At 34.6% G+C, this 25,401-nt stretch carries 22 protein-coding genes and 1 riboswitch; of the genes, 14 read left to right on the forward strand and 8 right to left on the reverse strand.

Features of this window, described 5'->3' with window-relative positions:
* Positions 1 to 6: 6 nt before the first annotated feature.
* Positions 7 to 888 (reverse strand): SDR family oxidoreductase, encoded by an 882-nt coding sequence (locus ACFVR1_RS05345; RefSeq protein ID WP_387581341.1) that lies wholly within the window; start codon positions 886 to 888, stop codon positions 7 to 9.
* Positions 889 to 1,159: 271 nt separating this feature from the next.
* Between ACFVR1_RS05345 and ACFVR1_RS05350 the strand changes: the two genes are divergently transcribed.
* From ACFVR1_RS05350 to ACFVR1_RS05360, 3 genes are read left to right on the forward strand one after another with little or no spacing between them, the layout of a single operon-like run.
* On the forward strand, positions 1,160 to 2,254 hold the full coding sequence (locus tag ACFVR1_RS05350) for a threonine aldolase family protein (protein ID WP_387581343.1): 1,095 nt from the start codon (positions 1,160 to 1,162) through the stop codon (positions 2,252 to 2,254).
* A gap of 1 nt (position 2,255) precedes the next feature.
* Positions 2,256 to 2,987 carry a hypothetical protein gene (locus tag ACFVR1_RS05355; protein ID WP_387581346.1) on the forward strand — a complete coding sequence of 244 codons (732 nt, stop codon included), beginning with the start codon at positions 2,256 to 2,258 and terminating at the stop codon, positions 2,985 to 2,987.
* A gap of 45 nt (positions 2,988 to 3,032) precedes the next feature.
* Positions 3,033 to 3,212: a hypothetical protein gene (locus ACFVR1_RS05360; protein WP_387581349.1), complete on the forward strand. Its 180-nt coding sequence runs from the start codon at positions 3,033 to 3,035 to the stop codon at positions 3,210 to 3,212.
* Between the two features lie 173 nt (positions 3,213 to 3,385).
* Here ACFVR1_RS05360 and ACFVR1_RS05365 read toward each other — a convergent pair whose 3' ends face one another.
* The gene (locus tag ACFVR1_RS05365; RefSeq protein ID WP_387581352.1) at positions 3,386 to 5,212 is read right to left on the reverse strand and encodes an APC family permease; all 1,827 of its coding nucleotides are present in this window, start codon (positions 5,210 to 5,212) and stop codon (positions 3,386 to 3,388) included.
* A 6-nt stretch (positions 5,213 to 5,218) separates the two neighbouring features.
* Positions 5,219 to 5,376, reverse strand: a riboswitch (cyclic di-AMP (ydaO/yuaA leader).
* A 201-nt stretch (positions 5,377 to 5,577) separates the two neighbouring features.
* Between ACFVR1_RS05365 and ACFVR1_RS05370 the strand changes: the two genes are divergently transcribed.
* Both ACFVR1_RS05370 and ACFVR1_RS05375 read left to right on the forward strand, forming a co-directional pair.
* Positions 5,578 to 6,450 carry a patatin-like phospholipase family protein gene (locus ACFVR1_RS05370; RefSeq protein ID WP_387581354.1) on the forward strand — a complete coding sequence of 291 codons (873 nt, stop codon included), beginning with the start codon at positions 5,578 to 5,580 and terminating at the stop codon, positions 6,448 to 6,450.
* Positions 6,451 to 6,529: 79 nt separating this feature from the next.
* Positions 6,530 to 6,949 carry a pyridoxamine 5'-phosphate oxidase family protein gene (locus ACFVR1_RS05375; protein WP_387581356.1) on the forward strand — a complete coding sequence of 140 codons (420 nt, stop codon included), beginning with the start codon at positions 6,530 to 6,532 and terminating at the stop codon, positions 6,947 to 6,949.
* Between the two features lie 492 nt (positions 6,950 to 7,441).
* On the opposite strand, the gene ACFVR1_RS05380 is transcribed toward ACFVR1_RS05375, so the two are convergent.
* Positions 7,442 to 8,365, reverse strand: coding sequence for a S66 peptidase family protein (locus tag ACFVR1_RS05380; RefSeq protein WP_387581358.1), 924 nt, complete (start codon positions 8,363 to 8,365; stop codon positions 7,442 to 7,444).
* A gap of 260 nt (positions 8,366 to 8,625) precedes the next feature.
* Here ACFVR1_RS05380 and ACFVR1_RS05385 point away from each other — a divergent pair, with 260 nt between their 5' ends.
* From ACFVR1_RS05385 to ptsP, 7 genes are all read left to right on the forward strand, one after another.
* The gene (locus ACFVR1_RS05385; RefSeq protein WP_387581360.1) at positions 8,626 to 9,612 is read left to right on the forward strand and encodes a phosphotransferase enzyme family protein; all 987 of its coding nucleotides are present in this window, start codon (positions 8,626 to 8,628) and stop codon (positions 9,610 to 9,612) included.
* Positions 9,613 to 9,879: 267 nt separating this feature from the next.
* Positions 9,880 to 11,316 (forward strand): PTS mannitol transporter subunit IIBC, encoded by a 1,437-nt coding sequence (locus ACFVR1_RS05390; protein WP_387581363.1) that lies wholly within the window; start codon positions 9,880 to 9,882, stop codon positions 11,314 to 11,316.
* An 80-nt stretch (positions 11,317 to 11,396) separates the two neighbouring features.
* Complete coding sequence (locus tag ACFVR1_RS05395) at positions 11,397 to 13,496, forward strand: BglG family transcription antiterminator (RefSeq protein WP_387581366.1); 2,100 nt, start codon at positions 11,397 to 11,399, stop codon at positions 13,494 to 13,496.
* A gap of 16 nt (positions 13,497 to 13,512) precedes the next feature.
* Complete coding sequence (locus tag ACFVR1_RS05400) at positions 13,513 to 13,950, forward strand: PTS mannitol transporter subunit IIA (RefSeq protein WP_387581369.1); 438 nt, start codon at positions 13,513 to 13,515, stop codon at positions 13,948 to 13,950.
* 1 nt (position 13,951) lies between these two features.
* Positions 13,952 to 15,106, forward strand: coding sequence for a mannitol-1-phosphate 5-dehydrogenase (locus tag ACFVR1_RS05405; RefSeq protein ID WP_387581372.1), 1,155 nt, complete (start codon positions 13,952 to 13,954; stop codon positions 15,104 to 15,106).
* A gap of 40 nt (positions 15,107 to 15,146) precedes the next feature.
* Entirely contained in the window at positions 15,147 to 15,416 is a 270-nt protein-coding gene (locus tag ACFVR1_RS05410; RefSeq protein WP_387581375.1) for a phosphocarrier protein HPr, read from the forward strand.
* Positions 15,413 to 17,134, forward strand: a complete 1,722-nt coding sequence (ptsP, locus tag ACFVR1_RS05415; RefSeq protein ID WP_387581377.1) for a phosphoenolpyruvate--protein phosphotransferase — start codon at positions 15,413 to 15,415, stop codon at positions 17,132 to 17,134. Before ACFVR1_RS05410 ends, ptsP begins: the two co-directional genes overlap by 4 nt.
* Before the next feature lie 53 nt (positions 17,135 to 17,187).
* Here ptsP and ACFVR1_RS05420 read toward each other — a convergent pair whose 3' ends face one another.
* From ACFVR1_RS05420 to ACFVR1_RS05435, 4 genes are all read right to left on the reverse strand, one after another.
* Complete coding sequence (locus tag ACFVR1_RS05420; RefSeq protein WP_387581380.1) at positions 17,188 to 17,343, reverse strand: YfhD family protein; 156 nt, start codon at positions 17,341 to 17,343, stop codon at positions 17,188 to 17,190.
* A 208-nt stretch (positions 17,344 to 17,551) separates the two neighbouring features.
* Positions 17,552 to 18,844, reverse strand: a complete 1,293-nt coding sequence (locus tag ACFVR1_RS05425; protein ID WP_387581382.1) for an ATP-binding protein — start codon at positions 18,842 to 18,844, stop codon at positions 17,552 to 17,554.
* A gap of 85 nt (positions 18,845 to 18,929) precedes the next feature.
* Positions 18,930 to 20,147 (reverse strand): histidine kinase dimerization/phospho-acceptor domain-containing protein, encoded by a 1,218-nt coding sequence (locus ACFVR1_RS05430; protein WP_387581385.1) that lies wholly within the window; start codon positions 20,145 to 20,147, stop codon positions 18,930 to 18,932.
* A gap of 153 nt (positions 20,148 to 20,300) precedes the next feature.
* Positions 20,301 to 20,735 (reverse strand): hypothetical protein, encoded by a 435-nt coding sequence (locus ACFVR1_RS05435; RefSeq protein WP_387581387.1) that lies wholly within the window; start codon positions 20,733 to 20,735, stop codon positions 20,301 to 20,303.
* 557 nt (positions 20,736 to 21,292) lie between these two features.
* Between ACFVR1_RS05435 and ACFVR1_RS05440 the strand changes: the two genes are divergently transcribed.
* Together ACFVR1_RS05440 and ACFVR1_RS05445 are read left to right on the forward strand one after the other, a co-directional pair.
* Positions 21,293 to 21,814, forward strand: a complete 522-nt coding sequence (locus ACFVR1_RS05440) for a sigma-70 family RNA polymerase sigma factor (protein ID WP_387581390.1) — start codon at positions 21,293 to 21,295, stop codon at positions 21,812 to 21,814.
* Complete coding sequence (locus ACFVR1_RS05445) at positions 21,807 to 23,213, forward strand: DUF4179 domain-containing protein (RefSeq protein WP_387581393.1); 1,407 nt, start codon at positions 21,807 to 21,809, stop codon at positions 23,211 to 23,213. Before ACFVR1_RS05440 ends, ACFVR1_RS05445 begins: the two co-directional genes overlap by 8 nt.
* Positions 23,214 to 23,600: 387 nt before the next feature.
* On the opposite strand, the gene ACFVR1_RS05450 is transcribed toward ACFVR1_RS05445, so the two are convergent.
* Complete coding sequence (locus ACFVR1_RS05450; protein ID WP_387581395.1) at positions 23,601 to 24,971, reverse strand: DL-endopeptidase inhibitor IseA family protein; 1,371 nt, start codon at positions 24,969 to 24,971, stop codon at positions 23,601 to 23,603.
* Positions 24,972 to 25,401 lie beyond the last annotated feature (430 nt).

Below are 25,401 nucleotides of genomic sequence, written 5' to 3' on the forward strand. Positions count from 1 at the left end.
CACTATTCAAGACCCAACAAAATCCCCACCATCCACATGAATTGTTTGTCCGGTCATATAACTGGAATCCGAAGAAGCTAAAAATACATAAGCAGGAGCGTTTTCCGCGGGTTGCCCACGTCTGCCTACAGGAGTATCATCACCGTGTTTTTTTACTTTTTGTTTATCAAATGTTGCAGGGATAAGGGGAGTCCATATAGGGCCAGGTGCAACAGCATTTACACGAATTCCTTTTTCCGCTAGATTTAGAGCCAGGGATCGAGTAAAAGTAGTAATGGCACCTTTTGTTGCTGAATAGTCAATAAGTTCAGGTGAACCGTTATATGCAGTAACAGAAGAAGTGTTTACAATGGTATCCCCCTTTTTCATATGAGGCAAAGCGGCTTGAGTTAAATAAAACATAGAATAAATATTTGTCGAAAATGTTTCCTGTAACTGATCAGGCGTAATTTTCAAAAAATCCATTGTCGGAAACTGCTTACCTGCATTATTCACTAAAATATTTATTTGGCCAAATGATTCAATCACTTCATCCACTGCATTATGGCAGTTTTCATCGTCGCTTAAATCTGTTTTAATTTTCAAAGATTTTACTCCGTATTCTTCTATTAACTTGCAGGTTTTATCGGCGTCTTCCGCTTCGTTTTCATCCAAATAAACAAAGGCGACATGTGCACCTTCTTTAGCAAAAGCAATTGAAACAGCTCGACCGATTCCACTATCTCCACCTGTAATAAGTGCTACTTTTCCTTTTAATTTTCCTGATCCTTTATAGTTTTTGTCGTCAAAAATAGGTGAGGGATTCATCTCTGCTTCAATACCTGGTTGTTGATTTTGCGTTTGGCCAGAAACCTCTTGGTGTATTTTTTCATATTTATCTGTTGTCATAGGGATCCTCCTTTAAAAAGTCATTAATTATATAGTTCCCTTCCTATTCAAAAACAAACTTATGAAAAGGTTTTTGTCGGAACTTTTAGGGAAAGGTTTCCTAGTAGCTGCAACAACGATAGATGGTGACCGTGCCTCTAAACGACGTATATTCAAAGCTGCTCTGAAGTGAAAAGAGGGAAGGATTTTAGCTTCAAACTATTCTAAATTGCTCTTGTACGATACAATAAATTTATTGTAATTATTCGAAAAATGGCAGGGGACATAGGGAATGAGCGAAGCAAGTACTTTATTACAAGCATTTAAACAAACAAAATATCAAATTCCGGGTCATGGCAAAAGAAATATTCAGATACTGAAGGATGCTTTACAAGAGGTTGATGGACAGATTGAAAGTGATGTATATGGTAATGGCAAGATTATCGACGATTTCCAAGCGAAGATTGCATCTTATTTAGGAAAAGAAACAGCTGTCTTTTTCCCAAGTGGAACAATGGCTCAGCAAATCGCCTTACGCATTTGGTGTGATAAAAAGGGTATAAAAAAAGTTGCATATCATCCATTATGTCATTTAGAGATTCATGAGGAAGATGGATTAAAACAATTACATCACATTGAACCTGTATTGTTAGCAGAAAAAAATAGATTAATAGAATTAGATGATGTGTTGAATATGAAAGAGGAAGTGGCATGTTTGTTGCTCGAATTGCCTCAACGTGAGATTGGAGGACAATTGCCAGATTACGTAACGCTTGAGGAAATCTCCAACCTCTGTCGTAAAAAAGGAATTAAGCTACATCTAGATGGTGCACGACTTCCTGAAATTCTTCCATACTATCAAAAATCTGCCGCTGAAGTATGCAGTCTTTTTGATAGTGTATATTTATCTTTTTACAAAGGGATTGGTGGAATTGCAGGAGCGATTCTCGCTGGCGATAAAGCCTTTACTGAAGAATCGAAAGTGTGGAAAAGACGCCATGGTGGGGATTTAATCAGCTTATATCCTTATATTTTAAGTTCAGATTATTATTTTGATGAAAGAATTCCAAAGATGAGACAATACTACGAAGACGCTAAGGAGCTTGCTGAATTTTTCAATTCATGTCCTGCAGTTTCAACAATGCCACTAGTACCAGTTTCAAATATGTTTCATGTTCATTTTCATGCTTCAAAAGAGGAAGTGGAGTCTATTCTAATAAAAATATATGAGTCAACAGGTGTTGGTTTAACTAGTTATTTAAGAGAATCAATAGAGGGAACATGTAGTTACGAAGTAAGTGTAGGTGATCAATATGCGACTTTCCCAAAAGAAAAAGTGAAACAAGTATTTCAATTACTAAATGATGAGATAAAGAGTTTAAAATAATATGCGTGAGGAAAAAAAGGTCATACTTATAAGAGTAGCTCCAATATGTTTATTAATATTAATTGGTATCTATTTTTTTTATCAGAAAGAAATTGACCTCACTGAAAAAGTAAAAAGTGATAGTTTAGTTAGTACGAATGATGGGGAACTATTTTTCTTTGAACGAGAAGGTAAACAATTTACGATACCCATTAAATCCATTCCTATATTTAAAGAATATCTAGATGAGCAAAGTAATAGAAATGCGGAAATTCATCGTACATCATATGATTTTTTGGATTTTCATTCAGAGGGAAGTACCTACATACTATTAAAATATAGTTGTGGTACAAAATTATGCTCTACACTACTCATAAAGCTTTCAAATGAAAATATATCGAGTATTGCACTTGGACAAGGTAGTATTTTTATGAAGGCTAAACAGTCTCCTAATTCAAATTACGCTGCGTTTCTTTATGGGCAGAACGAAGGGAATGTAGTACTCAGAAATAATCTTGTAGCAGTTGATTTGAGAAAAATGAAATTATTAACTGTTGAAGATAAAGAAGTTGCAAATAACTTTATAGATAATGCAACTTGGCCAATAACAGACTTTACATGGGCAAACAATCAAATGATAAAGATCCAAACAGCAGACATTCTTGATTCAGATTATAATTCTTTGTTAATGTGGTACGAGAGTTCTATGAAAACAAAAGAAACCCAAATAGTATTTCAAAACAACGATGAATAAAAACTATCTAAATGCACAACTTATTTTCCATGGAGGTGAAAACTCATGGCGAAAGATAAAAATAAGAAAAATTCATTGGATCGTGAGGAATATGGATTTGGATATGATCTTAGTCCTGATGATTTAGAGGTAAAAGGTCAAAATAACAAAGCAAAGAAAAACAATGATAATGAAAATAAAGATAAACCAACGAATCAAAATAGTCCATCCCGATTAAATATATAGAATCGACTGATGAGGAATGCATTATATTCCATCGAGCATTATCCTATGTAAATGCCAGATAAAAAACAAAAGGTTTCAAGGAAGTAAAATTCCAGAAACCTTTTGTTTTTTTTCTACCATCTCAAAACTGCGTTCTTTTATACAAATAAATTCTTTTCTTATAGCTCAAAAATTTACTTTTTAAAATGATAAGGTACTGTTGTTACAATTACGTCTTTTCTGTAAAGAAGAATTGTTCTTATAAGTAAACTTGACTGGTTATGAAGAATATTGTGCCAACCTTTTTTCGGAATAAATTGGGGTATTAAAACAGTTACTGTATAGTTGGATTCATACGCTTTGTTCTCCACTTTACTAATAAATTTAGCCAATGGGTAATTGATGCTTCTGTATTGTGAATATAAAGTTACTAGCCTAATATCAGGTTGCCATTTACTCCATTTCTCTACTAGCCTTTTTTCTTCCTCACGATCAAAAGAAACATTAACGGCAATAATGTGTTTTGGGTTTAGTGACTTGGCATAATTCAATGAGTTCTCGACTACGTAAGTAATCCCTGCGATAGGAACAATAATTACATTTCCTTCAATAGGTTTTATGGAACAATTATTAGTTATGCTCAATTGTTCACCAACGGAATTGTAGTGATTTTTTATTTTGTGAAAAATAAAAATTAATACAGGAACGAATATTAACACTGCCCATACTTGCCCAAACTTAGTAATAAAGAAAATCATCATAACTGTAAAACTAATAATTGCCCCAATAAAGTTAATCAATAATTTCCCAATCCAGTTCTTTGGTTTTTCGCGAAACCATTTCACAAGCATTCCTGTTTGAGATAAGGTGAATGGAATAAATACACCTACTGCATAAAGTGGAATGAGTTGTTCGGTCTGGCCTTTAAAAATAATAATCAGAAGAATAGAAGTGATCCCAAGCGTAATAATTCCATTGGAATATCCCAATCGGTCTCCTCGCATTTTATACATGCTTGGAATATATTTATCCTTTGACAGGTTAAAAGCTAAAAGAGGAAAAGCTGAATACCCCGTATTAGCTGCGAGCACAAGAATTAATGCTGTCGTTCCTTGTATAAAGTAATATATATAATTTCTTCCAAATGTTACGGAAGCAATTTGTGAAACCACAGTTTCCTCCACTTTAGGAGAAATGCCATAATAATAAGCCAAAAATACAATACCAACTAGCATTATAGCGAGTAGAGAGCCCATAAAAGCTAAGGTTTTTGCGGCATTGTTTGGAGCGGGGTGATTAAAGTTAGGAATTGCATTAGAAATTGCTTCAACTCCAGTTAAAGCGGAGCTACCTGATGCAAAGGCTCTTAGTAACAAGAATAAGCTAATACCTGCAACTGGAGTTCCTAAGGGAGCATGCAACTCAGGAGAGACATTTCCAGTTATTATATGGTAAAATCCAACTCCAATTAATATAAACAATGCCAATACAAATAAATAGACTGGGTATGCAAGAATCGAAGCGGACTCGGTTAAACCTCTTAAATTTAATATGGTAATGAGCATAACGAGCACACTTGCAATAACAACATTATGCTCATGCAGACTTGGAATTGCAGAAGTAATGGCATCTGTGCCCGCTGAGACACTAACCGCCACAGTCAAGATGTAATCGACCAATAAAGATCCACCTGCAACCAATCCTGCATTCTCACCAAGGTTTTCCTTCGAAACAATGTAAGCTCCTCCACCATGTGGATAGGCAAATATGATTTGCCTATATGACAAAATTAGCGCAAATAATAGGATAAGCACTCCAGCGGCTATTGGGATAGAATACCAAAATGCAACTGTACTCACTGTCATTAAAACAAGTAAAATCTGTTCTGGACCATATGCAACGGACGAAAGTGCATCCGAAGACAGGATGGCTAAAGCCTTTGTTTTATTAAGCTTTTGTTCACCTAGTTCTGAGGATTTTAATGGACGACCTATTAAAAACCTTTTGACAGCTGATAACATTATTTCTCTTCCTTTCTTTTTACGCTTACGAGGTTAGCTGCCGGGTTTGGGACAAAAGATTATCCCTACCCACAATTGTAGGATTCACCCCATGTGATACATACATACATTAAAATCACATATGATTGGTTCCCCCGTTCCAAAGGATTAAGCGATGTAGAAAATTAAAACTGAGCCCAATAATACTCCTGTAATTTCAACTTGTAAATAACAAAATTTTTTACATTAAAACTTAAGTAATTTGACTAATTGTCCCATAGTTAATGAACTTTTTGACTGACAATTATAAGTTTGTCGATTTATGTTCTAATTACCATTCTTCCTTCTTACAGTGTAATAGAGACCAGAAAAAGGGAGAGGTTCAAATGTTAATAGATGGGGTGTTTTCAGGAGGTGGATTAAAAGGCTTCGCGTTGGTAGGTGCGTATCAAGTGTTGGAAGAAAAGGGATATCGATTCAAGCGTGTTGCCGGTACCAGTGCAGGTGCAATTCTTGCGGCCTTCATAGCTGCTGGATTTTCAAGTAAGGAAATAAAAGATATGCTGGATGAACTAGACACAGTAACTTTTCTTGATCCACGCAAAACTATTCTTCCCATTCCATTTATGAAGTGGATCAATCTGTATTGGCGGCTGGGATTATACCAAGGTAGGGTTTTAGAGAACTGGTTCTTAGAAAAATTAGCACTAAAAGGGGTGTATTCTTTTTCTGATTTACAGCCAGGAGCTTTGAAACTAGTTGCTTCAGATTTGACGAATGGCAAGATGATTGTTCTTCCTGATGACCTCGGAAAGTATGGAATCTCAGAAGATAGTTTTCCGATAGCTCGAGCTTTACGTATGAGCTGCAGTATACCATTTTTCTTTGAACCTGTTAGATTGAAGGTTGGATCTGGTGATACGATTGTTGTTGACGGTGGAGTGTTGAGCAACTTTCCAATGTGGATATTTGATAATGGAAACAAAGAACGACCAGTACTTGGTCTAAAGCTAAGTGCGAGTTCAGAGGATCTTCCAGGGTATCAAATAGATAACGGATTACAGTTATTTGAAGCACTTTTTTCGACAATGAAGAATGCACATGATGAAAGATATATTTCTAGAAGACATGAAAAGAGCATAATTTTCATTCCAGTGGACGATTATCATGCTACGCAATTTGATTTGAATCAAGAGATAAAAAATGATTTACTTCAAAAAGGAAGAGAGTGCGCCATTCAATTTTTAAAAACATGGTAAGTTCTCAAAGAACAAATGTTTAATTTATGTTAGCAAAGGAATAATAAGAAAGAGGGTATATAAAAGGAGAGAAATAAAAATGTCGAAAACAGCAAAAGAGTTAGCACTTAAAATTTTGAACGATAACATGATTGGTACAATGGCAACAATTCAGCAAAATAAACCGCACTCTCGTTATATGACTTTCTTTAATGAAGATTTCATCATGTATACAGCAACAAGTAAAAAAACGCATAAAGTAGAAGATGTTAAACAAAATCCAAACACCCATATTCTTTTAGGTTACGATGGAAAAGGATTGGGTGACTCTTTTTTGGAAATTGAGGGCATAGTGGAAGAATCAGATGAGGAGAGTTTAAAAGAAAAAGTATGGAATAAAGCATTAAAGGGTTGGTTTACAGGACCAGATGACCCCGATCTTATCATTTTGAAAATAACCCCAACACAAATTCGAGTGATGAATACAAAAGGCGGAGACCCTCAGGTTATAGAAATCTAATAGGGAATATTTTTTGCTGATTAGGACATATCCAACTTAACGTTCTTTCTTCATTGTATAACTTGATTTACTTTTCATGTAGTGATATCGCGCACATAAAAACACCTCACTGGCTCCGGGCACAAGTGAGGTGTGTATTTATTGTTATGTAAATAATTAACTTTTCATGGTGTAGTACTTTCAATTGATAAAGAAGTGCTGAGCGGACGAAATTGTATCTTCGTCCGTTTTTAAAAGAGTAGGATAACATACTCTCTCTCATTATCTAAACCAATTTAATCAAGTCCTCACTATTTTCAAGAGGGCGACGGACAAACATCCTCCGCAAGATTACCGGAAAAAATGAATTGTAAAGTGACGCAGTCACTTCACAATTCATAACTTTTCACGGTTATAGTGTAGCTAATGTTTCGTCCAAAGCACTCTGAAAATGGTGCAGAAAAGATGCACTTAAAGGTAGCTTGCGGTTTTCTTATTACCCCAACTCAGTTTTCATGGACTAACTACAGATTCCATTACAGTTAATGTATTGTTATACGTATTTAAATTTAGTGTTGCACCTAACGGGATAGTAGCTTTATATGTCCCATGTGCAGTTGCAAGATTAGTCATTAAAGGTTTGCCTAAAGGAACTAAGAACTCATTTATTAAATCCTCATAAGTTTTTCCATAAGCATCCACGCATTTTGTACAATCTCCCATGATGATGCCAACACAATCATCGAATTTCTTAGCTAAAAAGAGATGTTGTAAGTATCTGTAAATGGTGTTGGTAGGTTCATGAGTCTCTTCTAATACCAAAATTTTTCCCGCTGTATCGATTTCATAAGACGTTCCTAAAGTACCTATAAAAGATGTTAAATTACCCCCAACAATGGGACCTGTAACGTTTCCCGGTACTTTACTTATTAATTGGATCTCAGGAGGATTTCTTATTGCCCAGGGAGCACTTAATGGTGATGTGGCAGCGAAGAATTGGTTAAAATTATAAGCCGGAGTTTTTGAATTAAAGTCAAGGAGTAGGAGACTCTGGAAAGAGATTAAAGAAGCGTATTCGTACAAGACATTTTGTAACACGGTAATATCACTATAACCTGATACGATTTTCGGATTGCGCCCAATGATTGAAAAATCTAGAAAAGGCAATATGGCTGCTACCCCAACACCTCCCCTAGTAGGCAAGATCCATTTAACGTCCTTATTCATGAACATTTTCATCAAATCGGAAGCCCTCTGTTGAGCTGTTGCTCCAAGAAATCCATTCGATGAATATACATAATCTCCTAGTATCACATTAAATCCCATATTTCGAAGAGTCGTAATTCCTTCGTTTATGACGCTTGCACCTAATGGGCTCCCTAAAGTGACAATTCCAACAGTATCCCCTGCTTTCAATTGACCTGGTTTCGTCGCCAAATTTTGTTGCTCCTCCCTATTAAAACATACTCATATATTTCATTTTACTCCTTCGAGTTGAACGGCATGACCAAATAAAAAATATAATAGAAATTATTAGGTATATTATGGTAATGTAATATTTAGTGAGGCTTTTTTGCCGAAATGAGGAAGGGGTGACTTTATTTTGATAGAACTTCTATTACAAAATAATTTGCAAATGAGAGGGCTTGTTTCTTAACAAGTTTGTTCCTCTCTAAGCAACGGGAGGAAAAGATAAGATGATGGAATTGAGTACGATGAAGGCGGGCTTCTCTTCTTTAAAGGTAGCTGAATGTCTTCTACAAAACTGGGAACACGATGAAGGGACGCTTACATTTTGGCGAGCAAGTTCGAATTTTGTTTGTGCTTTCGAACGACTAGGAGAAAGATACTTCTTACGATTTAGTTCCCAAAAAGAAAACAGTTTAGAACAAATTGAAGCAGAGCTTGACTTTATGGAATACTTGAAAAGCAATAGTTATCCTTGTGTATCTCCTGTCGCTTCTATAAATAATACTTTTATTGAAACTGTTGAGACTTTGGAAGGTGCTTATTTTGGGGTAGTTTTTAGTAAAGCTAACGGAATTCAATTAGATGATGAGGAAGACTTACTTGACTCTCAAATAGTGCAATGGGGCCGATCATTGGCCATCCTTCATAACTTGGCAATGAATTATGAACCTAGTAATAATAAGAGGAATAGTTGGCAGGATGCATTATTATTTATTGAAAATGTGCTTAATCATCATCCACAAGAAAAAGATGCTTTTAATGAGTTCCATTTCATCTCGAACTTTTTTCAAGCACTTCCATTTTCCAAAAATACGTATGGCTTAATCCATTATGATTTTCAATTGGACAATCTATTTTATGATGAAAAGAATTCGACTTTTGAGGTCATCGATTTTGATGATTCTATGTACCATTGGTTTGCTCAAGACGTGGTGACGGCTTTAATGGATGATTTGGAAAGCGAACATCCAATATCCAAAAAGAGAGTTCAAGCTTTTTTAGTAGGATATCGATCTGCAAATGATTTGAATGACGAACTTGTAAGTCAATTCCCTATGTTTATTAAATTCGCCAAACTATATCAATTCGCCAGACTATTACGGGCAATTGAGAAAAGAAGTAGCGAGGAGAATCCAGAATGGTTTGGAAATCTTCGTGAAAAGTTAATAAGTAAAACGGATGAAATTAGAAAAAGTTTTGGGAATCGTGAATAGTAGTCATTAAGGATTTCAGATATTCATAAATAAAAATCGTACTGGTAGATTTCTACCCGTGCGATTTTTTTTCGAAGGATAGTGTTTATTATTCAATAGATACATCATATGAAATGACTTATAAGCATATGCACCTAAACAAGTGTATATATGGCAACAATGAAGAAGACATGATAGCGTTTTCATTTAATTGAATATAAAATGTAAACGCTTTACTATTACATTAACAAGCGATTATTTTACATTCAAAACAAGGGGGATTGTAAGGTGACAAATGAGCAGAGGGAAAGTTCAGGTTTTAAAGTAAAAGTACAACGGGTTGGTAGTTTTATGAGTGGTATGATTATGCCAAATATCGGTGCATTCATCGCATGGGGACTTATTACGGCATTATTTATTCCAACAGGTTGGTTTCCAAATGTACATTTTGCGGAATTAGTTGGACCAATGATTACATATTTATTACCAATCTTAATAGGGTTCACCGGAGGACGTCTTGTTCATGGTTTACGTGGAGGAGTAGTTGGTGCAACCGTAACGATGGGGGTTATCGTTGGAGCAAATATACCAATGTTCCTTGGTGCAATGATTGTTGGACCACTAGGTGGTTGGGTAATTAGATGGTTTGATAGATTGATAGAGGGTAAGATTAAGCCGGGCTTTGAAATGCTAGTGAATAACTTTTCAGCAGGAATTTTTGGTGGAGGACTAACATTAGTTGCCTACAAGTTAATAGGACCTGCAGTTAATGCATTAACTGATTGGCTTGCATCAGGGGTTCAATTTATTTTTGATGCAAATCTGTTACCATTTGCAAGTATTTTCATAGAACCAGCAAAAGTGCTGTTCTTGAATAATGCGATTAACCATGGAATTTTAGGTCCATTAGGGATTGAACAAGCTGCTAGTGCAGGAAAATCAATACTATTTTTACTAGAATCAAACCCAGGACCAGGACTTGGAATTTTACTTGCGTACATGTTCTTTGGAAAGGGAATAGCAAAACAAACTTCACCAGGAGCAATTATTATTCACTTCCTAGGTGGAATACATGAGATTTATTTCCCTTATATTTTAATGAGACCACTTCTACTAGTAGCTGCAATTGCTGGGGGAGCATCTGGAATATTTACATTGCAATTATTTGGGGCTGGTCTAGTTGCAGCACCGTCACCAGGTAGTATCTTTGCCATTCTTGCATTAACTCCAAAGGGTAATTATGTAGGTGTAATACTCGGAGTATTAGTTGCAGCGGCAGTATCTTTCATTATCTCTGCAATCATTTTAAAATCTTCAAAAGATACTGGCGAAGAGGATCTAGCGAAGGCGACAGAAAAAACTTCAGCTCTTAAAGGAAAAGAAAGTAGAGCAGCAGAGTTTATACAAGTTGGAAAAGCGGTAGAATCCCAACAAGAAGACTCACTCTCAAATGTGCAACATATAATATTTGCATGTGATGCAGGTATGGGGTCAAGTGCCATGGGAGCATCCATATTAAAAAATAAAATGAAGCAAGCTGGTCTAGATGTTTCTGTTTCGAATACTTCTATTAGTAACCTTCCAAAGGATGCAGAAGTTATTATTACACATAAAGACCTAACGAGCCGTGCAAAAGAAAAGTTGCCAAATGCATATCATATCTCAGTAGAGAACTTTTTAAATAGCCCGAAATATGATGAGCTAATTAACCAACTAAAAAAATAATGTGACCATACGAAACTCGGCCTATTTCTAACGAAACATAGGCTGAGTTTTGCCAATGATTTTGGAACGTTATGAATGAGGTGTTTAACATATATATTTCAGCACGTGAAAAAATGATTATTGAAGCTTTGATCGTGGAACAGGGAGAAGTAACGATTAAAGAGCTGTCAAAGAAAATTAATGTGAGTTCTCGGACAATTCATCGTGATTTGAACAAAATAGAAGAACTCTTACACTCCTATCAACTTGAATTAATAAAAAAATCAGGGGTTGGAGTTCAAATCATTGGACAGGAAAAGGGTAAACGCGAATTAATAAAACAGCTTGAAGAGTTTACTTTTAGGGAATATACATTAGATGAAAGGAAGACGATGATTCTATCTATGCTATATGAATCGTCTGAACCAGTTAAACTTTTTACGCTTTCAAAAGATCTTGGGGTTTCTATCTCAACCGTAAGTGCAGACTTGATGAAACTGGAAGAACAATTAATACCTTTCCAACTTTCTATTTTGAAAAAAAGAGGATATGGTGTAGAGCTTTCGGGAACAGAAGAAGCAAAACGTAGAGCAATCAGTTATGCAATTGCAAAGACATTAAAGGAAGAGGGCCTATTTTCCCTTATTAAAGAACAAATTCATCAACAATCTGGAATACATGATGATCCCATTTCTGAACGATTAATGCATCTTGTCGACCGAAAAAAATTATTGAAGATAGAAGACGTAATGAAGGACTTGTATCCGAATCTATCGTTTTCTATGACAGATAACTCTTATATTGGACTTATCGTACACCTTGCTTTAGCAATTGAACGGATTCTGCAAGGCGAAAATATTCAAATTGAAAAAATGTATTTAAAACAAATAGCTCTCGAACCGGAATATCCAATAGCCAAGAAAATTATTGATAAGCTAATGGACAGTTTTCAAGTTGATATACCTGAAGCAGAAGTAGGTTATATTACGATGCATCTTCAAGGTGCAAAGCTCCGTCAACAAGATGGTATTTTACATGAAGCCTCTAACTTAGAAACGTATATGCAAGCAAAGAAATTGATTCAGCTGATGGAAAAAGCTACAGGTTATCAGTTAATGAATAATGAATCCCTTTTAGAAGGGCTTGTTACTCACTTAAAGCCAGCAATTTATCGGATTCGTCAAAACATGGGTATATTTAATCCACTATTAAAAAATATTCAAAAAGATTATGAAGAATTGTTTGAACAAGTAAAAGTTGCAACAGAAATAGTTTTTCCAACTCTAATTATACCTGATGAAGAAATTGGATACTTAGTCATGCATTTTGGATCTGCGCTACTTGGCTTGTCGGGAAAAGGAGATTTAAAAGCATATATTATTTGCTCTAGTGGTATCGGAACCTCTAAATTACTTGCATCTAGGTTACAAAGAGAGATACCTGAGATTGCAGAAGTTATAAATGTTTCTATTTTTGAGGTGAATGAACTTTCCTTATCAGATAGAGATTTGGTAATATCAACTATTTATTTGCAAGGGTTTCATAGGGAGTATATGATGGTTAGCCCATTTATGACAAAAGATGAAATTACTCAAGTACAACTATACGCAAGAAAGCAAATGTTATTAAAAAAGACAGTTCCCGCTATGAGAGAAAGTGATTCGACTTTAGAAGTCCTGAAGAAAAAAATGGAGAAGATCCATCTTTATACGGGAACAATTGTGGATATTTTAACAAACTTTCACATCACTACGACAAAAAATCATATCTCAGCAAGAGAGTGTATTCTAAGCGCGTGTAATCTGTTGGAAGAGCAACAGATTATTCTAAACGCTCCTATAGTGGTAGAAGCATTATTTGCACGAGAAACACTTGGTGGGATTGGGATTCCAGAAACAAAGCTTGCTTTATATCACACGCGTATAGAGAAAGTTTGCTTTCCATCTTTTACTATTCATAAACTTGCACAACCTGTCATCGTAAAAGGGATGGATGGAAATGAGATGGAAGTGCACACATTATTATTATTGCTATCACCACAACCTTTTCATGAACCAGGTTTGGAAGTACTTAGCCTGATTAGTACAATTATTATTGAAAATGAACAGAGTATTAAACTATTTGAAACCGAAGATGTATTGCGAATACAAGCTTATTTAGCCGAAAAATTCGAGCACTTTATCGATGGAAAACTAAAATAATGGAGGCGTTATGATTATGGTATTGCCAATTTTATCAGCGAAAAACATCATGTTAAATCATCAACTAACAACAAAGGAAGAGGCAATCCAGTTAGCGGGACAAATGCTAGTAGAACGTGGATACGTTAATCCAGAATATAAAGAAAAAATGTTAGAACGAGAAAAAATAACTTCAACGTATATGGGAAACTTTGTCGCTATTCCACATGGTACGGATGATGCTAAAAAAGAAGTAAAAGAATCGGGAATTGTAATTATTCAAATTCCAGATGGGGTGGACTTCGGTGAAGGGAATATTGTTAAATTAGTTTTTGGTATTGCCGGTAAAGGCGATGACCACTTGGGGATTCTATCAAATATAGCAATCGCTGTATCTGAAATAGAAAATGTCGAAAAAATTGTTCATGCTACTTCACAAGAAGAAGTGCTTTCTTTTTTTGAAGGAGTGAACTAGGATGAATGCTGTTCATTTTGGGGCTGGGAATATTGGAAGAGGTTTTATCGGATGTTTATTGTATGAATCTGGATATAACACTTGTTTTGTAGATGTAAATAGAGAGATTGTGGACTTACTGAACGAAAAGAAACAATATTCTGTTGAACTTGCAGAGAAAAATCACGAAGTGTTGCAAGTAAAAAATGTACATGCAATAAACAGCCTAAGAGATCCTGAACTTGTTGTAGAAACAATTGCTGTTGCTGACCTTGTAACGGCAGCAGTTGGACCAAATATTCTTCCACTTATAGCAGGTTTAATAGCAAACGGACTAAAAAAACGACTTACATTATCCAAAGAGCCTCTAACCATTATCGCTTGTGAAAACATGATTGGTGGTAGTTCTTTTTTAAAAGAAAAAGTATATGAACAGCTAAATGAAGAGGAAAAATCTCTATTTGATGTACATTTTAGTTTCCCAAATGCAGCAGTAGATCGTATTGTTCCAAACCAAACAAACATAGATAAATTAGCGGTTACAGTAGAACCTTTTTATGAGTGGGTTGTAGATGAATCAGAAATTAAAGGTGAAAATCCTCCTGTAAAAGGAATAACATTTGTACAGGATTTACAGCCATTTATAGAACGGAAGTTATTTACTGTAAATACAGGGCATGCTGTTGTTGCATATTTTGGCTATTTAGCCGGTATAAGAAGTATGCACGAGGCACTTGTGAATGTAGAAATTAGAAGACTGACCGAAAATGTATTACGAGAAACAAGCAAGTACCTTACTACAAAATATTCATTTGATGAACAAGCACATCAAAAATATGTTCAAAAAATTATTGGTCGCTTTGCAAATCCATTTATTTCGGATGATACGACAAGAGTAGGACGTTCACCAATGCGCAAGCTTAAAAGTAATGATCGTCTTGTACGCCCAGCAACACAATATGTTGATATGTTTAGAGAAACACCTGTATATCTGGCAAAGGGTATTGCTTCTGCCTTGCATTATGATTATCTAGAGGACCTTGAAGCAAAAGAAATTCAAGAGACGATTCAACAAAAAGGAATAGAGTTTGCAATAGAAACCTTTACAGGATTAAAAGCTGGTACAGATATATTTGAAACAGTGTGCGAGCAATATAAACAAATCGCTAAGAAATAAAAAACTATCTTCGAGTTAGATTATAAAGGAGACGATTATTTTGAAAAAAAATACGTATTTAGTAGTAGCTGAATCTGGGATCCATGCAAGACCTGCAACTGGTCTCGTGAAAGTGGCAACGAAGTTTTCTTCTGATATCTTTATCGAATATAGAGAGAAAAAAGTAAACTTAAAATCTATTTTAGGAGTAATGTCCCTTGGTATTCCTAAAGGTGGTTCCCTTTCAATAATAACTGAAGGAATAGACGAAGAGAATGCGCTCAATAATATTGATGAATTTCTTAAAAACGAAGGAATTATAGAATCATGAAGGATCAAATAATAGGAATTGCTGCCTCAACTGGCATAGCGATAGGTAAAGCATTTTTGCTAGTTGAACCAAAATTGACTGTCATTAAAAGGGCAGTTACCAACAGCGTAGATGAAATAACAAGGTTTCACTTAGCATTAAGGGAATCTGAACAAGAATTGAAAGAAATACGAAACCATGCTGCTAATGATTTGGGAGAAGAAAATGCCTCAATTTTTGACTCACATATCCTTGTATTAAATGACCCGGAACTTCTAAGTTCTGTAGAAAATAAAATAAAAATAGAAGCAATAAATGCAGAAGCTGCTTTGCAAGAAACAGCAGATACTTTAATCGATATGTTTCAACAGCTAGATAATGAATATATGCGGGAACGAGCAACTGATATAAGTGATGTAACAAAGCGAGTAATAGCGAAGCTTCTAGGAGTTAATATCCCTAACATTGCAATGATAGACGAAGAAGTAATAATTATTTCGAAGGACTTGGCTCCTTCGGAAACTGCACAACTGAACAAGCAATTTGCTAAAGGTTTTACAACAGATATGGGTGGTCGTACTTCCCATTCTGCAATTATGGCCCGTACGCTAGAGATTCCTGCAGTTGTTGGAACATCAATAGCAACATCAATTATTAAGAACGGGGATATTATTATTGTTGATGGAGACAATGGAGAGGTTTTAATTAATCCATCTAAAGATGTGATTTTATTTTTTGAGGAAAAACGCAGTCAGCTAGAAGACCAAAAGAAAAAATTGACGTCTCTGATAAATGAACAAACTATCACATTGGATGGTAAACGGGTTGAAATAGCTGCAAACATTGGAACACCACGTGACGTCGAAAGTGTCATTGAAAATGGAGGGGAAGGGGTAGGTCTTTACCGAACTGAATTCCTTTATATGGAAAGAGAGTCCATTCCTTCTGAAGAAGAACAATTTCGAGCTTATAAACAAGTGTTAGAAAGTATGGGGAACAAACCTGTTGTCGTACGAACTTTAGATATTGGTGGAGATAAACAACTTCCATATTTAAATCTTCCAGAAGAGATGAACCCATTTCTAGGCAATCGAGCGATAAGGCTGTGTTTAGCTGAACAAGACCTATTTCGTACCCAAATACGTGCCTTGTTACAAGCGAGTAGTTTTGGAAATTTGAAAATAATGTTTCCAATGGTTGCAACTTTAGAAGAATTCCGAGAAGCAAAACATCTATTGCTAGAAGAAAAACAATCTATGCAGGAGCAAGGATTAGCTGTGGCAGATAATATAGAGATTGGTATTATGGTAGAAATTCCTTCAACCGCAGTACTTGCAGATCAATTTGCACAAGAAGTTGACTTTTTCAGTATCGGGACGAATGATTTAATACAATATACAATGGCTGCTGATAGAATGAACGAACGAGTTTCATATTTATATCAACCATATAATCCCGCAATTTTACGATTAGTTAAAATGGTCATCGATGCAGCACATGCAAAAGGAAAGTGGGTAGGTATGTGCGGTGAAATGGCGGGCGATGCAATTGCAATTCCATTATTAATTGGTCTTGGGTTAGATGAGTTTTCCATGAGTGTTTCATCCATGTTAAAAGCTAGAAGTCAAATTAATCAATTAAAACAAAGTGAAATGAAAAAGCTTGTTGAGGGAGCATTAAATATGCAGACATCCGAACAAGTTAGGAAGTATGTTATTGAAGAGTTAAATATGATGTAAGGTTAATAGAGAGAAAAAATCCCACTGAAATGTAGTCCAGTGGGATTTGATATTTATTTACGTTTTTTCTTCGTTCCATTTTCCCCAAGTTCAGCAAACTCTCTTGAAAATTCTTCTTGAACTTCATTTGGTTTGATTTTTTGATTTTTCGGTGTTTGAGGGAGTGTATCTTTGTTTTTACTTTTACCCTGCTTATTATCTCTACCCATGTGAATCCTCCTTACGCATATTAGGTACTTTTTTAATATGGCGCAAAAAATACATTTTACTCATAAAAGAGCACAGAGATTAATCCTCAGTGCGATTGTGTTTATATTTACTTAGCAACTTTTAAGTAACAAAAATTTGTGAGTCTATGAGCCGGCTCGATAAGCAAACTTAGGACAATAATACAAAAGTGTAATTGATAAAAATTTATTAATTCATTACAAACTCTCTTTCAAATTCGACCAATTCTTTTTGTTCAGGCAGTATAAGTAAGGAATTAAAAGTGAATTTAAATGTAGTTCCAACTCCAACTTCGCTTTCCACATGTATAGTTCCGTTCATGGCACGTACAATGCTGTACACAACCATCATGCCAAGCCCTGTACCTTTTTTTCCTTTTGTAGAGTAGTATGGCTCTCCTAAATGTTTCAATTGTTCAGAAGTCATACCTGCTCCAGTATCTTTTATAAGAATACTCACATTTGTTGGAGCGCACTCCATTTCAACAGTTAATATTCCTCCTTCAGGCATTGCTTCTATCGCGTTTTTTATAATATTTACTAAAAATTGATGGAATTTTTGCCTATCACCATTAATAATAATGTCATTTGAAAAGATTGAAACTATTTGAACAGAATTCCGATTTGCATTAGGTTGCAGTATTTCAATCGCATGCTGTAGTTCTTCATGAACAATAAGAGATTCAGTTAATTGGGTTTCTGGCTTGGAAAAAGTTAAGTAATCTTGAATCACCTTTTCAGCGGATTTGAGCTCTTTTTTAATAATAGAAAGATATTGAACACGGTTTTCTACTGAGATGTTTTCTATTTGCAATAGTTGAACAAAACCGATGGCAGCAGTTAGTGGGTTGCGGATTTCATGAGAAATAGCTGCACCCATTTGTTCAACTGCCTCAAGCCTTTTTATATTTAATAGTTGATGGCGTAACTGAATAGTTTTATTGATTTCCTCGATAAAAAATGCAATCATTCCAACCCCTAATGGCTGGATAACAAGAAACGCAAAATACAAGTCATAGGAAGGATAAGGTAAATGAATAAATTCCAATATTGTTTGTATAAAACTAAAAAGAAATGTTATTGCCACTGAAAATAGGATTCGAAGATTTGAAGATTGATTTAAAAATGTTGGAGATAGTCGCCATAACGTAAAAGAAATAACCCCGTAAAGTGTCGCTGTCACCCAAAAACCTGTGTCGAAACCATAAAATCCCCTTATACAAATAGTGAGTAATCCTAACAATGGGCCTAATCCCATATAGAGTCCGCTAATGATGATTGGAATATTCTTTAAATCGAATAAGAAGCCTTCGTGTATAGGGTAACTAAATGCATAACTGATGAAGAAACTAACGACAAAATACAAGGTTGCTACTACTTGAATCGATCCAATATTATTTAATCTTTCAGCCCATAACAAACTTAAAAACAGTAACACTACTAACAAAGATAGGTTGAAAAAAAAGTGCATAGTTAATTCCAAAGGATTACCTCTTTTCATCAACAAAATTGACTTAACTGCCAGCTTAAAAAACTGCACTAAAAATCTCAGTAAGAGATAAATTATTTTACTTTAAATGAGGTTTAATTGACTTAAAGGAAAATTGAATAACAGTCTCATTTCCAGTTTTATTTTTTACATCAATTGTACCTTTCATCGCCCGAACTATTTTAAATGCGAAAGTCATTGCATGGCTCGTACTTTGTAGTTGTTCTATGTTCTTCCTGTTTCCTGTATTTTGTATGGAAATGATAACATTTGTACCGATATCAACTGTTTCTATTAGTAATCCACCACCATTTGGCATACATTCTATAAAATACTTTATTATATTAATAAAACATTGGTGAAATTTTGAATAATCACCTTCAATTAACTTTGTCGGGGCTAAATTCATGGATATTTTTACTGAGTGATAGTTAGCTAAAGGCTGCAATAAATTTATAACGTGAGTGAGTTCTTCCTGTATATTTAATGCTTCTATGGTTGAAGTGTTCGGTTTGGAGTATGTTAAATAATCTTGTATAATTCTTTCGGCTGCATCCAGTTCGTTTTTTAAAATGGATAGGTACTGATTCCTTTTTTTGTGATCAAGAGTATCTTTATCAAGAAGTTCTACAAATCCAATAGCAGTTGTTAAAGGGTTCCTAATTTCATGTGATATAGCAGCTCCCATTTGTTCAATAGCATCTAATTTTTCTGCTTTAACCAACTGTTGTTGCATCAAAATATTTTTTTCAGCCATTTCAATTATATAAGAAATCATGGCAACTCCAAGTGAGGGTACAATAATATGTGCAACTGCCAAATCTAGCGTATGTCCTGAAGAGGTGAGGAATAACACTGCACCTAAAATACCAGCATTTATTAATAGAGTACTTCCTGTAGAAAACAGAATGCGGTATTTAGCAGGAAGCTTTAAAAACCAAGGAGATACAAACCAAAAAATAATACCTAGGCTTGAATAAATAATAAATCCTAAAAAGAACCCAAAATTAATTCCGTAGAATGCTCGAAAGGCGATGAGTAAAAGAGCAAGTAAAGGACTTTGCCTCATATATAGACTGCCTATCAAAAAAGGAACAATTCGTAAATCTAACACTATATCTTCATTTAGATGATACGGAAATAAGAAACACAGTATTATAGAAGCAACAAAATAAAATTGAGCAGTTCGTCGGTGTAAACGGATGCTATCGAATCTCTTAAATATCGAAAAACATAGGAAAAATAAAATGATTAATAAGGACAGATTAAATAGAAAATGCATTGTTATAAATTCCAAGTTTATACCTCTTCTACTAATGTTTATAAATTAATAGTAACTATAGTAGGGGAAATACACAATCCTTTTTAAGTAATTATTTTGAATATTCTATTATGAAAAGTGATAAAAAAGCACCCCATCTTATTTTTATATAAGAGGGGTGTTATTGGATTAATCGGCTTTATTGAAAAAAGAAATTAGCTGTTTTGTAGAAGGGGATTGAATTCTATACATTAACTCTCGATCTGCATTATTTTCTATTCGTGGAATAATGGACTCAATAACATTAAATTTCCAAAAAGAAGGTTTGCTCTTTGTGCTTTTTTCTGTTTCAGAAGTCATCATTTTTTTTTGGAAAGGATGTAGTTTTGCCATGAGGAACTTATCTTTTACACGAATAAGTAAATAACCTTCATCTTTTTCGTGATTATATTTTTTTATAAGAGACTCGCCTAGTTCAAATGTGTTGGATTTATTTTGAACAGATGGGGATATAACAAAAATATTCCCTTTACGAAACACCGAAGTATTAGATACTTGACGTAGACCTAAATCATTTATAAGAAAATCAAGGTTCACTTGTGATGCTGCGCTAGCTACGGACATATGAATACCTCCTTTACATTTACACGGACTCGTACTATAAGTATACCCTAACTTGTATATAATATCTTCAATTTTGGGAATATTTTCTTAATAATTAAGTGGAATCTAATTGTGGTCAGTTTAGATCTAAGAAGATTTGATAAAACCAAACATTTAACATTCGCATATAACCTATCCTGATTATATTTTTTCATGTGGAAGGATATCTCGTTTTTAGTGAGGTTGTCTACATTCAGAGATATTTTATAACAAAATAATTTATAGCTATATTAATTTGTGCAAAGTATAATTTATTCAATATTTGTGTTGTACAACAGATACTTGTATTAAATGTTGTGATCGAAAAGGCAAGAGTAAGATCAGTGTGCGACATTTAGCAAAGTTAGCAGAAGATTTAATGATTGAGTATATAGAAAAACCAGGTTTTGAAAAAATAGAATCTGGTTTTTTATTACACTGAAATAATTCGCAGAAAGAGTGGATGTATTTTATTTTCTGAAAACTTTTCTTGAAGTTGTATGTCTAATACATAGAGGCAATTGAAATGAGGTGAAACCTTGAACGAAAAGAAACTGGTGCAACAAGCAATTAAAGGAAATGAAGATGCATTTTTAGAATTAATTCACTCCTATGAAGAGGCATTGTACCGAACAGCTATATCTTATTTGAAAAATGAAGGAGATGCACTAGAGGCTGTCCAGGAAGTGACATATAGGGCATATCGAAGTATAAAAACAGTGAAGGAGCCTGCTTATTTTAAAACGTGGCTGATCCGGATTATGATGAACTATTGCCAGGATGTCATTAAGAAAAGTAAAAGGGAAGTGTTGGAGGAAAGAATAATTGGCTTACAAGGAGTAAGTGAAGATTTCACTTTTTTAGAGGTGGAGGAAGCTCTACTAAATCTAACTGATTACGAAAGAGAGTTACTACACTTGAAGTATTTTGAAGATGTCAAAATAAAAGATATCGCCGTTATGTGGAACACACCAGAAGGAACAATTAAAACGAGGCTACATAAGGCATTACGCGCATTTAGGAACCATTTTGAAGAGAAAGGGGAGGTTAAACGTGTTTGAGGAAGAGGAAAAGAAATTGGAGCAAAGAAAAAAAACGATTGATAAAGTCGATGTGCCAATAGACAAGATTCATTTTGCAGTAAGGAATGGTTTTGAGAAAGCGAAAAAGGAACGAGTGTTAAAAAGAAAAAAGACAATAAAACGAAGTTTATGGTCACTTATAGTTGCTGCAATCCTTCTCATCTCATTTATCACATCCATCAGTGTTTCTCCTGCTTTCGCAAATAAAGTTGCATCGATACCTGGGTTGGATAGGATAGTTGCCCTCATAAAGCAAGATAAGGGGTTGGTAGCGGCGATTGAAAATGACTACTACCAACCTATAAATAAGTCCCAAGAAAAAAACGGTATTACGATGACTTTGGATGGAGTAATTGCTGATGATACAGGAATAGTTATTTTTTACTCTGTACGTTCAAAAGAAGTTGATTTGAGCTCTCTAGAATTAAAGTATCTTCAATTATCATCAGGAATTAACCCTCGATATATTGTGAATTTGAATAATTACATTTTGAATTTGGTTCCAAAAGAAGGAACAGACTTTTATAGTTCAGTGGAGACTATAGAAAGAGTAACATTCTCAAAAGATCTCTCTTGGGGTATAGGTATAAAAAACGGCGATAAGATTGAACATTTTAAAATTCCATTTTCCTACAAAGTAATGAATGTGGAAGATAAAAATATTGTTGTGGATAAAGACGTGATAATAGAAGGACAACTTATTAAAGTAAAGTACTTATTTGTTGATCCAGTACGAACTACTGTTGTATTAGAGGAAGATCCAAATAATTCAATGAAACTTCTTTCGAGAGCATTTGATAATTTAAAACTTATTGACGAAATGGGTAGAACTTGGTCAGCTATGCCTGGAAATTCTTTCAAAGTATTGCCAAAAGGAAACTTGTGGGAAGTTCCTCTTATGGAGAGTTTTTATTTCCATAATCCAAAGGAATTAACATTGACATTTGGAAAAGTTGCAGCAATGGAAAAAGAGGAAGCGTATATTTTAATAGATACTGAATCAAAGAAAATCTTGAAACAACCTTCTGAATCGATTTTCTCTGATTTACAGGTGAAGGATGGAAAAGTTAGTTTTTCGATACGAAGTAATGATGATTTGACATTTTTTCCAAAATTCAAAGATTCAGATGGAAAAGAATTTTTAATATATGATCGGGGGCTTAGACCATATCTTAAGAGTTATGTAATAGGCTCATTGAGTAAAATTTCTAATGTGGAACAGAAACTTGAATTCGAACTTCCAACCGAATCTTTTACAAATCCATTACGATTCGATCTAGATTTATACCCTTCCCGGATTGAAGAGGATGTAGAGGTGAAAATAATACCAGAAGATTCTCCGAAAAGGAGAATCTGGAAGTCAGACATACATTTCTAAATCCTCCATAAGAGTCAGTGATAATAATGATTTAGGGTTTAACTGATTCAGTGTGAATATGATTATAGCTGGCGGACTTGTAGAAAAATAGATAGTATCCATTCATAAAGAAGCGCTGAGCGGACGAAATTCCATCTTCGTCCGCTTTTAAAAGAATAGGAAAGGATTTATTCTCTAATTATCCAAAACAAATGTATTATGACTTTACAAATTTCAAGAAGTCGACGGGCAAACATTCACCACAAGACTACCGAAAAAAATGGCTCGTGAAGTGACACAGTCACTTCACGAGCTAAATTCTTACGGTAATAGTGTAGCCAATGTTTCGACCAAAGCACCTTGGAAATAATAAAGACAAAATGCACTTAAAAGAAGCTTGAGTTTTTCTTAATACATATTCACAATACCAACCTGATCTATTTTAAATTCCATATATCCGGTTGGTTGAACAGTGAAATACATCTTATTTTCACCACTCATAAGAGGTCCAAAATAATTATTATCTAGCTCCACATTAATAGAAGCGATATATTCTACTTGTGAACCACTTCTGCCGACTTCTGTTAACTTAATGAACTCTACTTTTTTAATTCCTTTTTTAAATTCAGCTACGTTAAAAGAAGAGTAAGGAAGAAACTGATTTTGAGCAACTTTTGAGTCAACAAGTAAGTAATTGAAAAGTGTTGAAACGGGATTAATTTTACCTGGTATATCCAAATCCCAATATGGCTCTTTGCTAACTCGCCAACCAGCTTTTTCAACATATTGATATTCCACAATATACATTTGTTTTTCCTTCATCTCTCCATAAGGAACAGTTACTCGATAAAATGTCGTATTTTTATCTGTCTTAATGAACTCTACAGATGCTTTTGTCCATTCCTCTAAAGAACCACCGTCCGCTTCAATTTGAGCCAGTTTTCCTTTGTATTCAATAATTCCTCGGTCTTTTATAAACTGCTCAGCAGCAGAGGGGGTCATCGATTGTGTTAAGTAGTTTACCAATTTGTTTTTGGTATCAATTTTGCTCGATAGGTAACGATACGTAGAGCCATTGAAAGAAAACGTTTTGTACTCACCAGGTCCATATTCACCACCGGCTTGCACATAACTTGAAGCTGCTTTGAATTTTGCGGCCATTTCGATAGCTATTTTTGCCGAAATTGCGGCACTTATCTCTTGTTTAGGCTCTTTACTAATTTTCCATCCTATATTGTTTAAATATTGATACTCAACCATAAAATCTTGCTTTTCATTAGTATTCCAAACAGGAACGGTTAATCGATAATAAGTAGTGTTCTTTTCGGTTTTCACATATTTAGCTGTTGCTTTTTCCCATTGTAATAGGGAGCCGCTATCCGCTTCAACTTGAGCTAATTTGCCTTTATACTCAATAATTCCTCGACTTTTAATAAAATGCTCTACTTCCGAAGGGACTATAACCTTTTCTAAGTAGCTTTTTAACTTTTTTTCCGTATCGATTGAGCTAGATAAGTAGCGATATGTTTTCTGATTATAAGAAAATGTTTTATATTCATCTTTCTTATAATCACCACCACGCTGTACATAATTGGATACCTTATTAAATTCTATAGCTAGATCTAGAGCTTGTTTTTGTGTTAATTCCTTTTTTTGTTTTAAGGTTTGTTCAACTTTCGATTGTTCTTTTGCTAAAACAATTGCGTTTTGCGAAAAGGGGATACCTAACAAAATAATAGTTAATCCTGCAATCAATAACTTTTTACTATTTCCAATCACCCAATAATCCCTCCATAAATTGTTTTATCTAACATTTTATTAGACGATATTAATCACATTGTCGTTACAACTAAAAAATCTTTTTTCCTTCCCTTATAAATAGTAAACACAGGTAAGAATTATTCATTAAAAGAGATAATGTGCCTAGTCTACATCGGTCAGGAACGTTCTTCTGCTACGAGTAACTAAAGTGGCCACAATATTAATAGGAGAATTTTTGTGGGAGGGTTATCTATAAAGATAAAAAAGAGTAGAAGGGAAACTTCAATAATTCCCACACTCTATTTTAGTTTTTCATTTCTTAAAAAACGTTGAAAAAGGCGACACTCCTGCGGGAATAACGTTAGCAGAAGACCACGCAGCGAAGCGAGGAGGCAGAATCAACGCTAGAAGGATGCCTTGCACTTTTCCTAGTAATAAAAATAACTGC

Origin of the sequence: Psychrobacillus sp. NPDC058041 (assembly GCF_042885655.1) — a bacterium.
In the GTDB taxonomy this organism is placed as follows: domain Bacteria; phylum Bacillota; class Bacilli; order Bacillales_A; family Planococcaceae; genus Psychrobacillus.

What these genes read in the sequence shown, in the direction of transcription:
- ACFVR1_RS05345 (WP_387581341.1), bottom strand. Translation starts at nt 888, where the DNA reads ATGACAACAGATAAATATGAAAAAATACACCAAGAGGTTTCTGGCCAA.
- ACFVR1_RS05350 (WP_387581343.1), top strand. Translation starts at nt 1,160, where the DNA reads ATGAGCGAAGCAAGTACTTTATTACAAGCATTTAAACAAACAAAATAT.
- ACFVR1_RS05355 (WP_387581346.1), top strand. Translation starts at nt 2,256, where the DNA reads ATGCGTGAGGAAAAAAAGGTCATACTTATAAGAGTAGCTCCAATATGT.
- ACFVR1_RS05360 (WP_387581349.1), top strand. Translation starts at nt 3,033, where the DNA reads ATGGCGAAAGATAAAAATAAGAAAAATTCATTGGATCGTGAGGAATAT.
- ACFVR1_RS05365 (WP_387581352.1), bottom strand. Translation starts at nt 5,212, where the DNA reads ATGTTATCAGCTGTCAAAAGGTTTTTAATAGGTCGTCCATTAAAATCC.
- ACFVR1_RS05370 (WP_387581354.1), top strand. Translation starts at nt 5,578, where the DNA reads ATGTTAATAGATGGGGTGTTTTCAGGAGGTGGATTAAAAGGCTTCGCG.
- ACFVR1_RS05375 (WP_387581356.1), top strand. Translation starts at nt 6,530, where the DNA reads ATGTCGAAAACAGCAAAAGAGTTAGCACTTAAAATTTTGAACGATAAC.
- ACFVR1_RS05385 (WP_387581360.1), top strand. Translation starts at nt 8,626, where the DNA reads ATGATGGAATTGAGTACGATGAAGGCGGGCTTCTCTTCTTTAAAGGTA.
- ACFVR1_RS05400 (WP_387581369.1), top strand. Translation starts at nt 13,513, where the DNA reads ATGGTATTGCCAATTTTATCAGCGAAAAACATCATGTTAAATCATCAA.
- ACFVR1_RS05405 (WP_387581372.1), top strand. Translation starts at nt 13,952, where the DNA reads ATGAATGCTGTTCATTTTGGGGCTGGGAATATTGGAAGAGGTTTTATC.
- ptsP (WP_387581377.1), top strand. Translation starts at nt 15,413, where the DNA reads ATGAAGGATCAAATAATAGGAATTGCTGCCTCAACTGGCATAGCGATA.
- ACFVR1_RS05420 (WP_387581380.1), bottom strand. Translation starts at nt 17,343, where the DNA reads ATGGGTAGAGATAATAAGCAGGGTAAAAGTAAAAACAAAGATACACTC.
- ACFVR1_RS05435 (WP_387581387.1), bottom strand. Translation starts at nt 20,735, where the DNA reads ATGTCCGTAGCTAGCGCAGCATCACAAGTGAACCTTGATTTTCTTATA.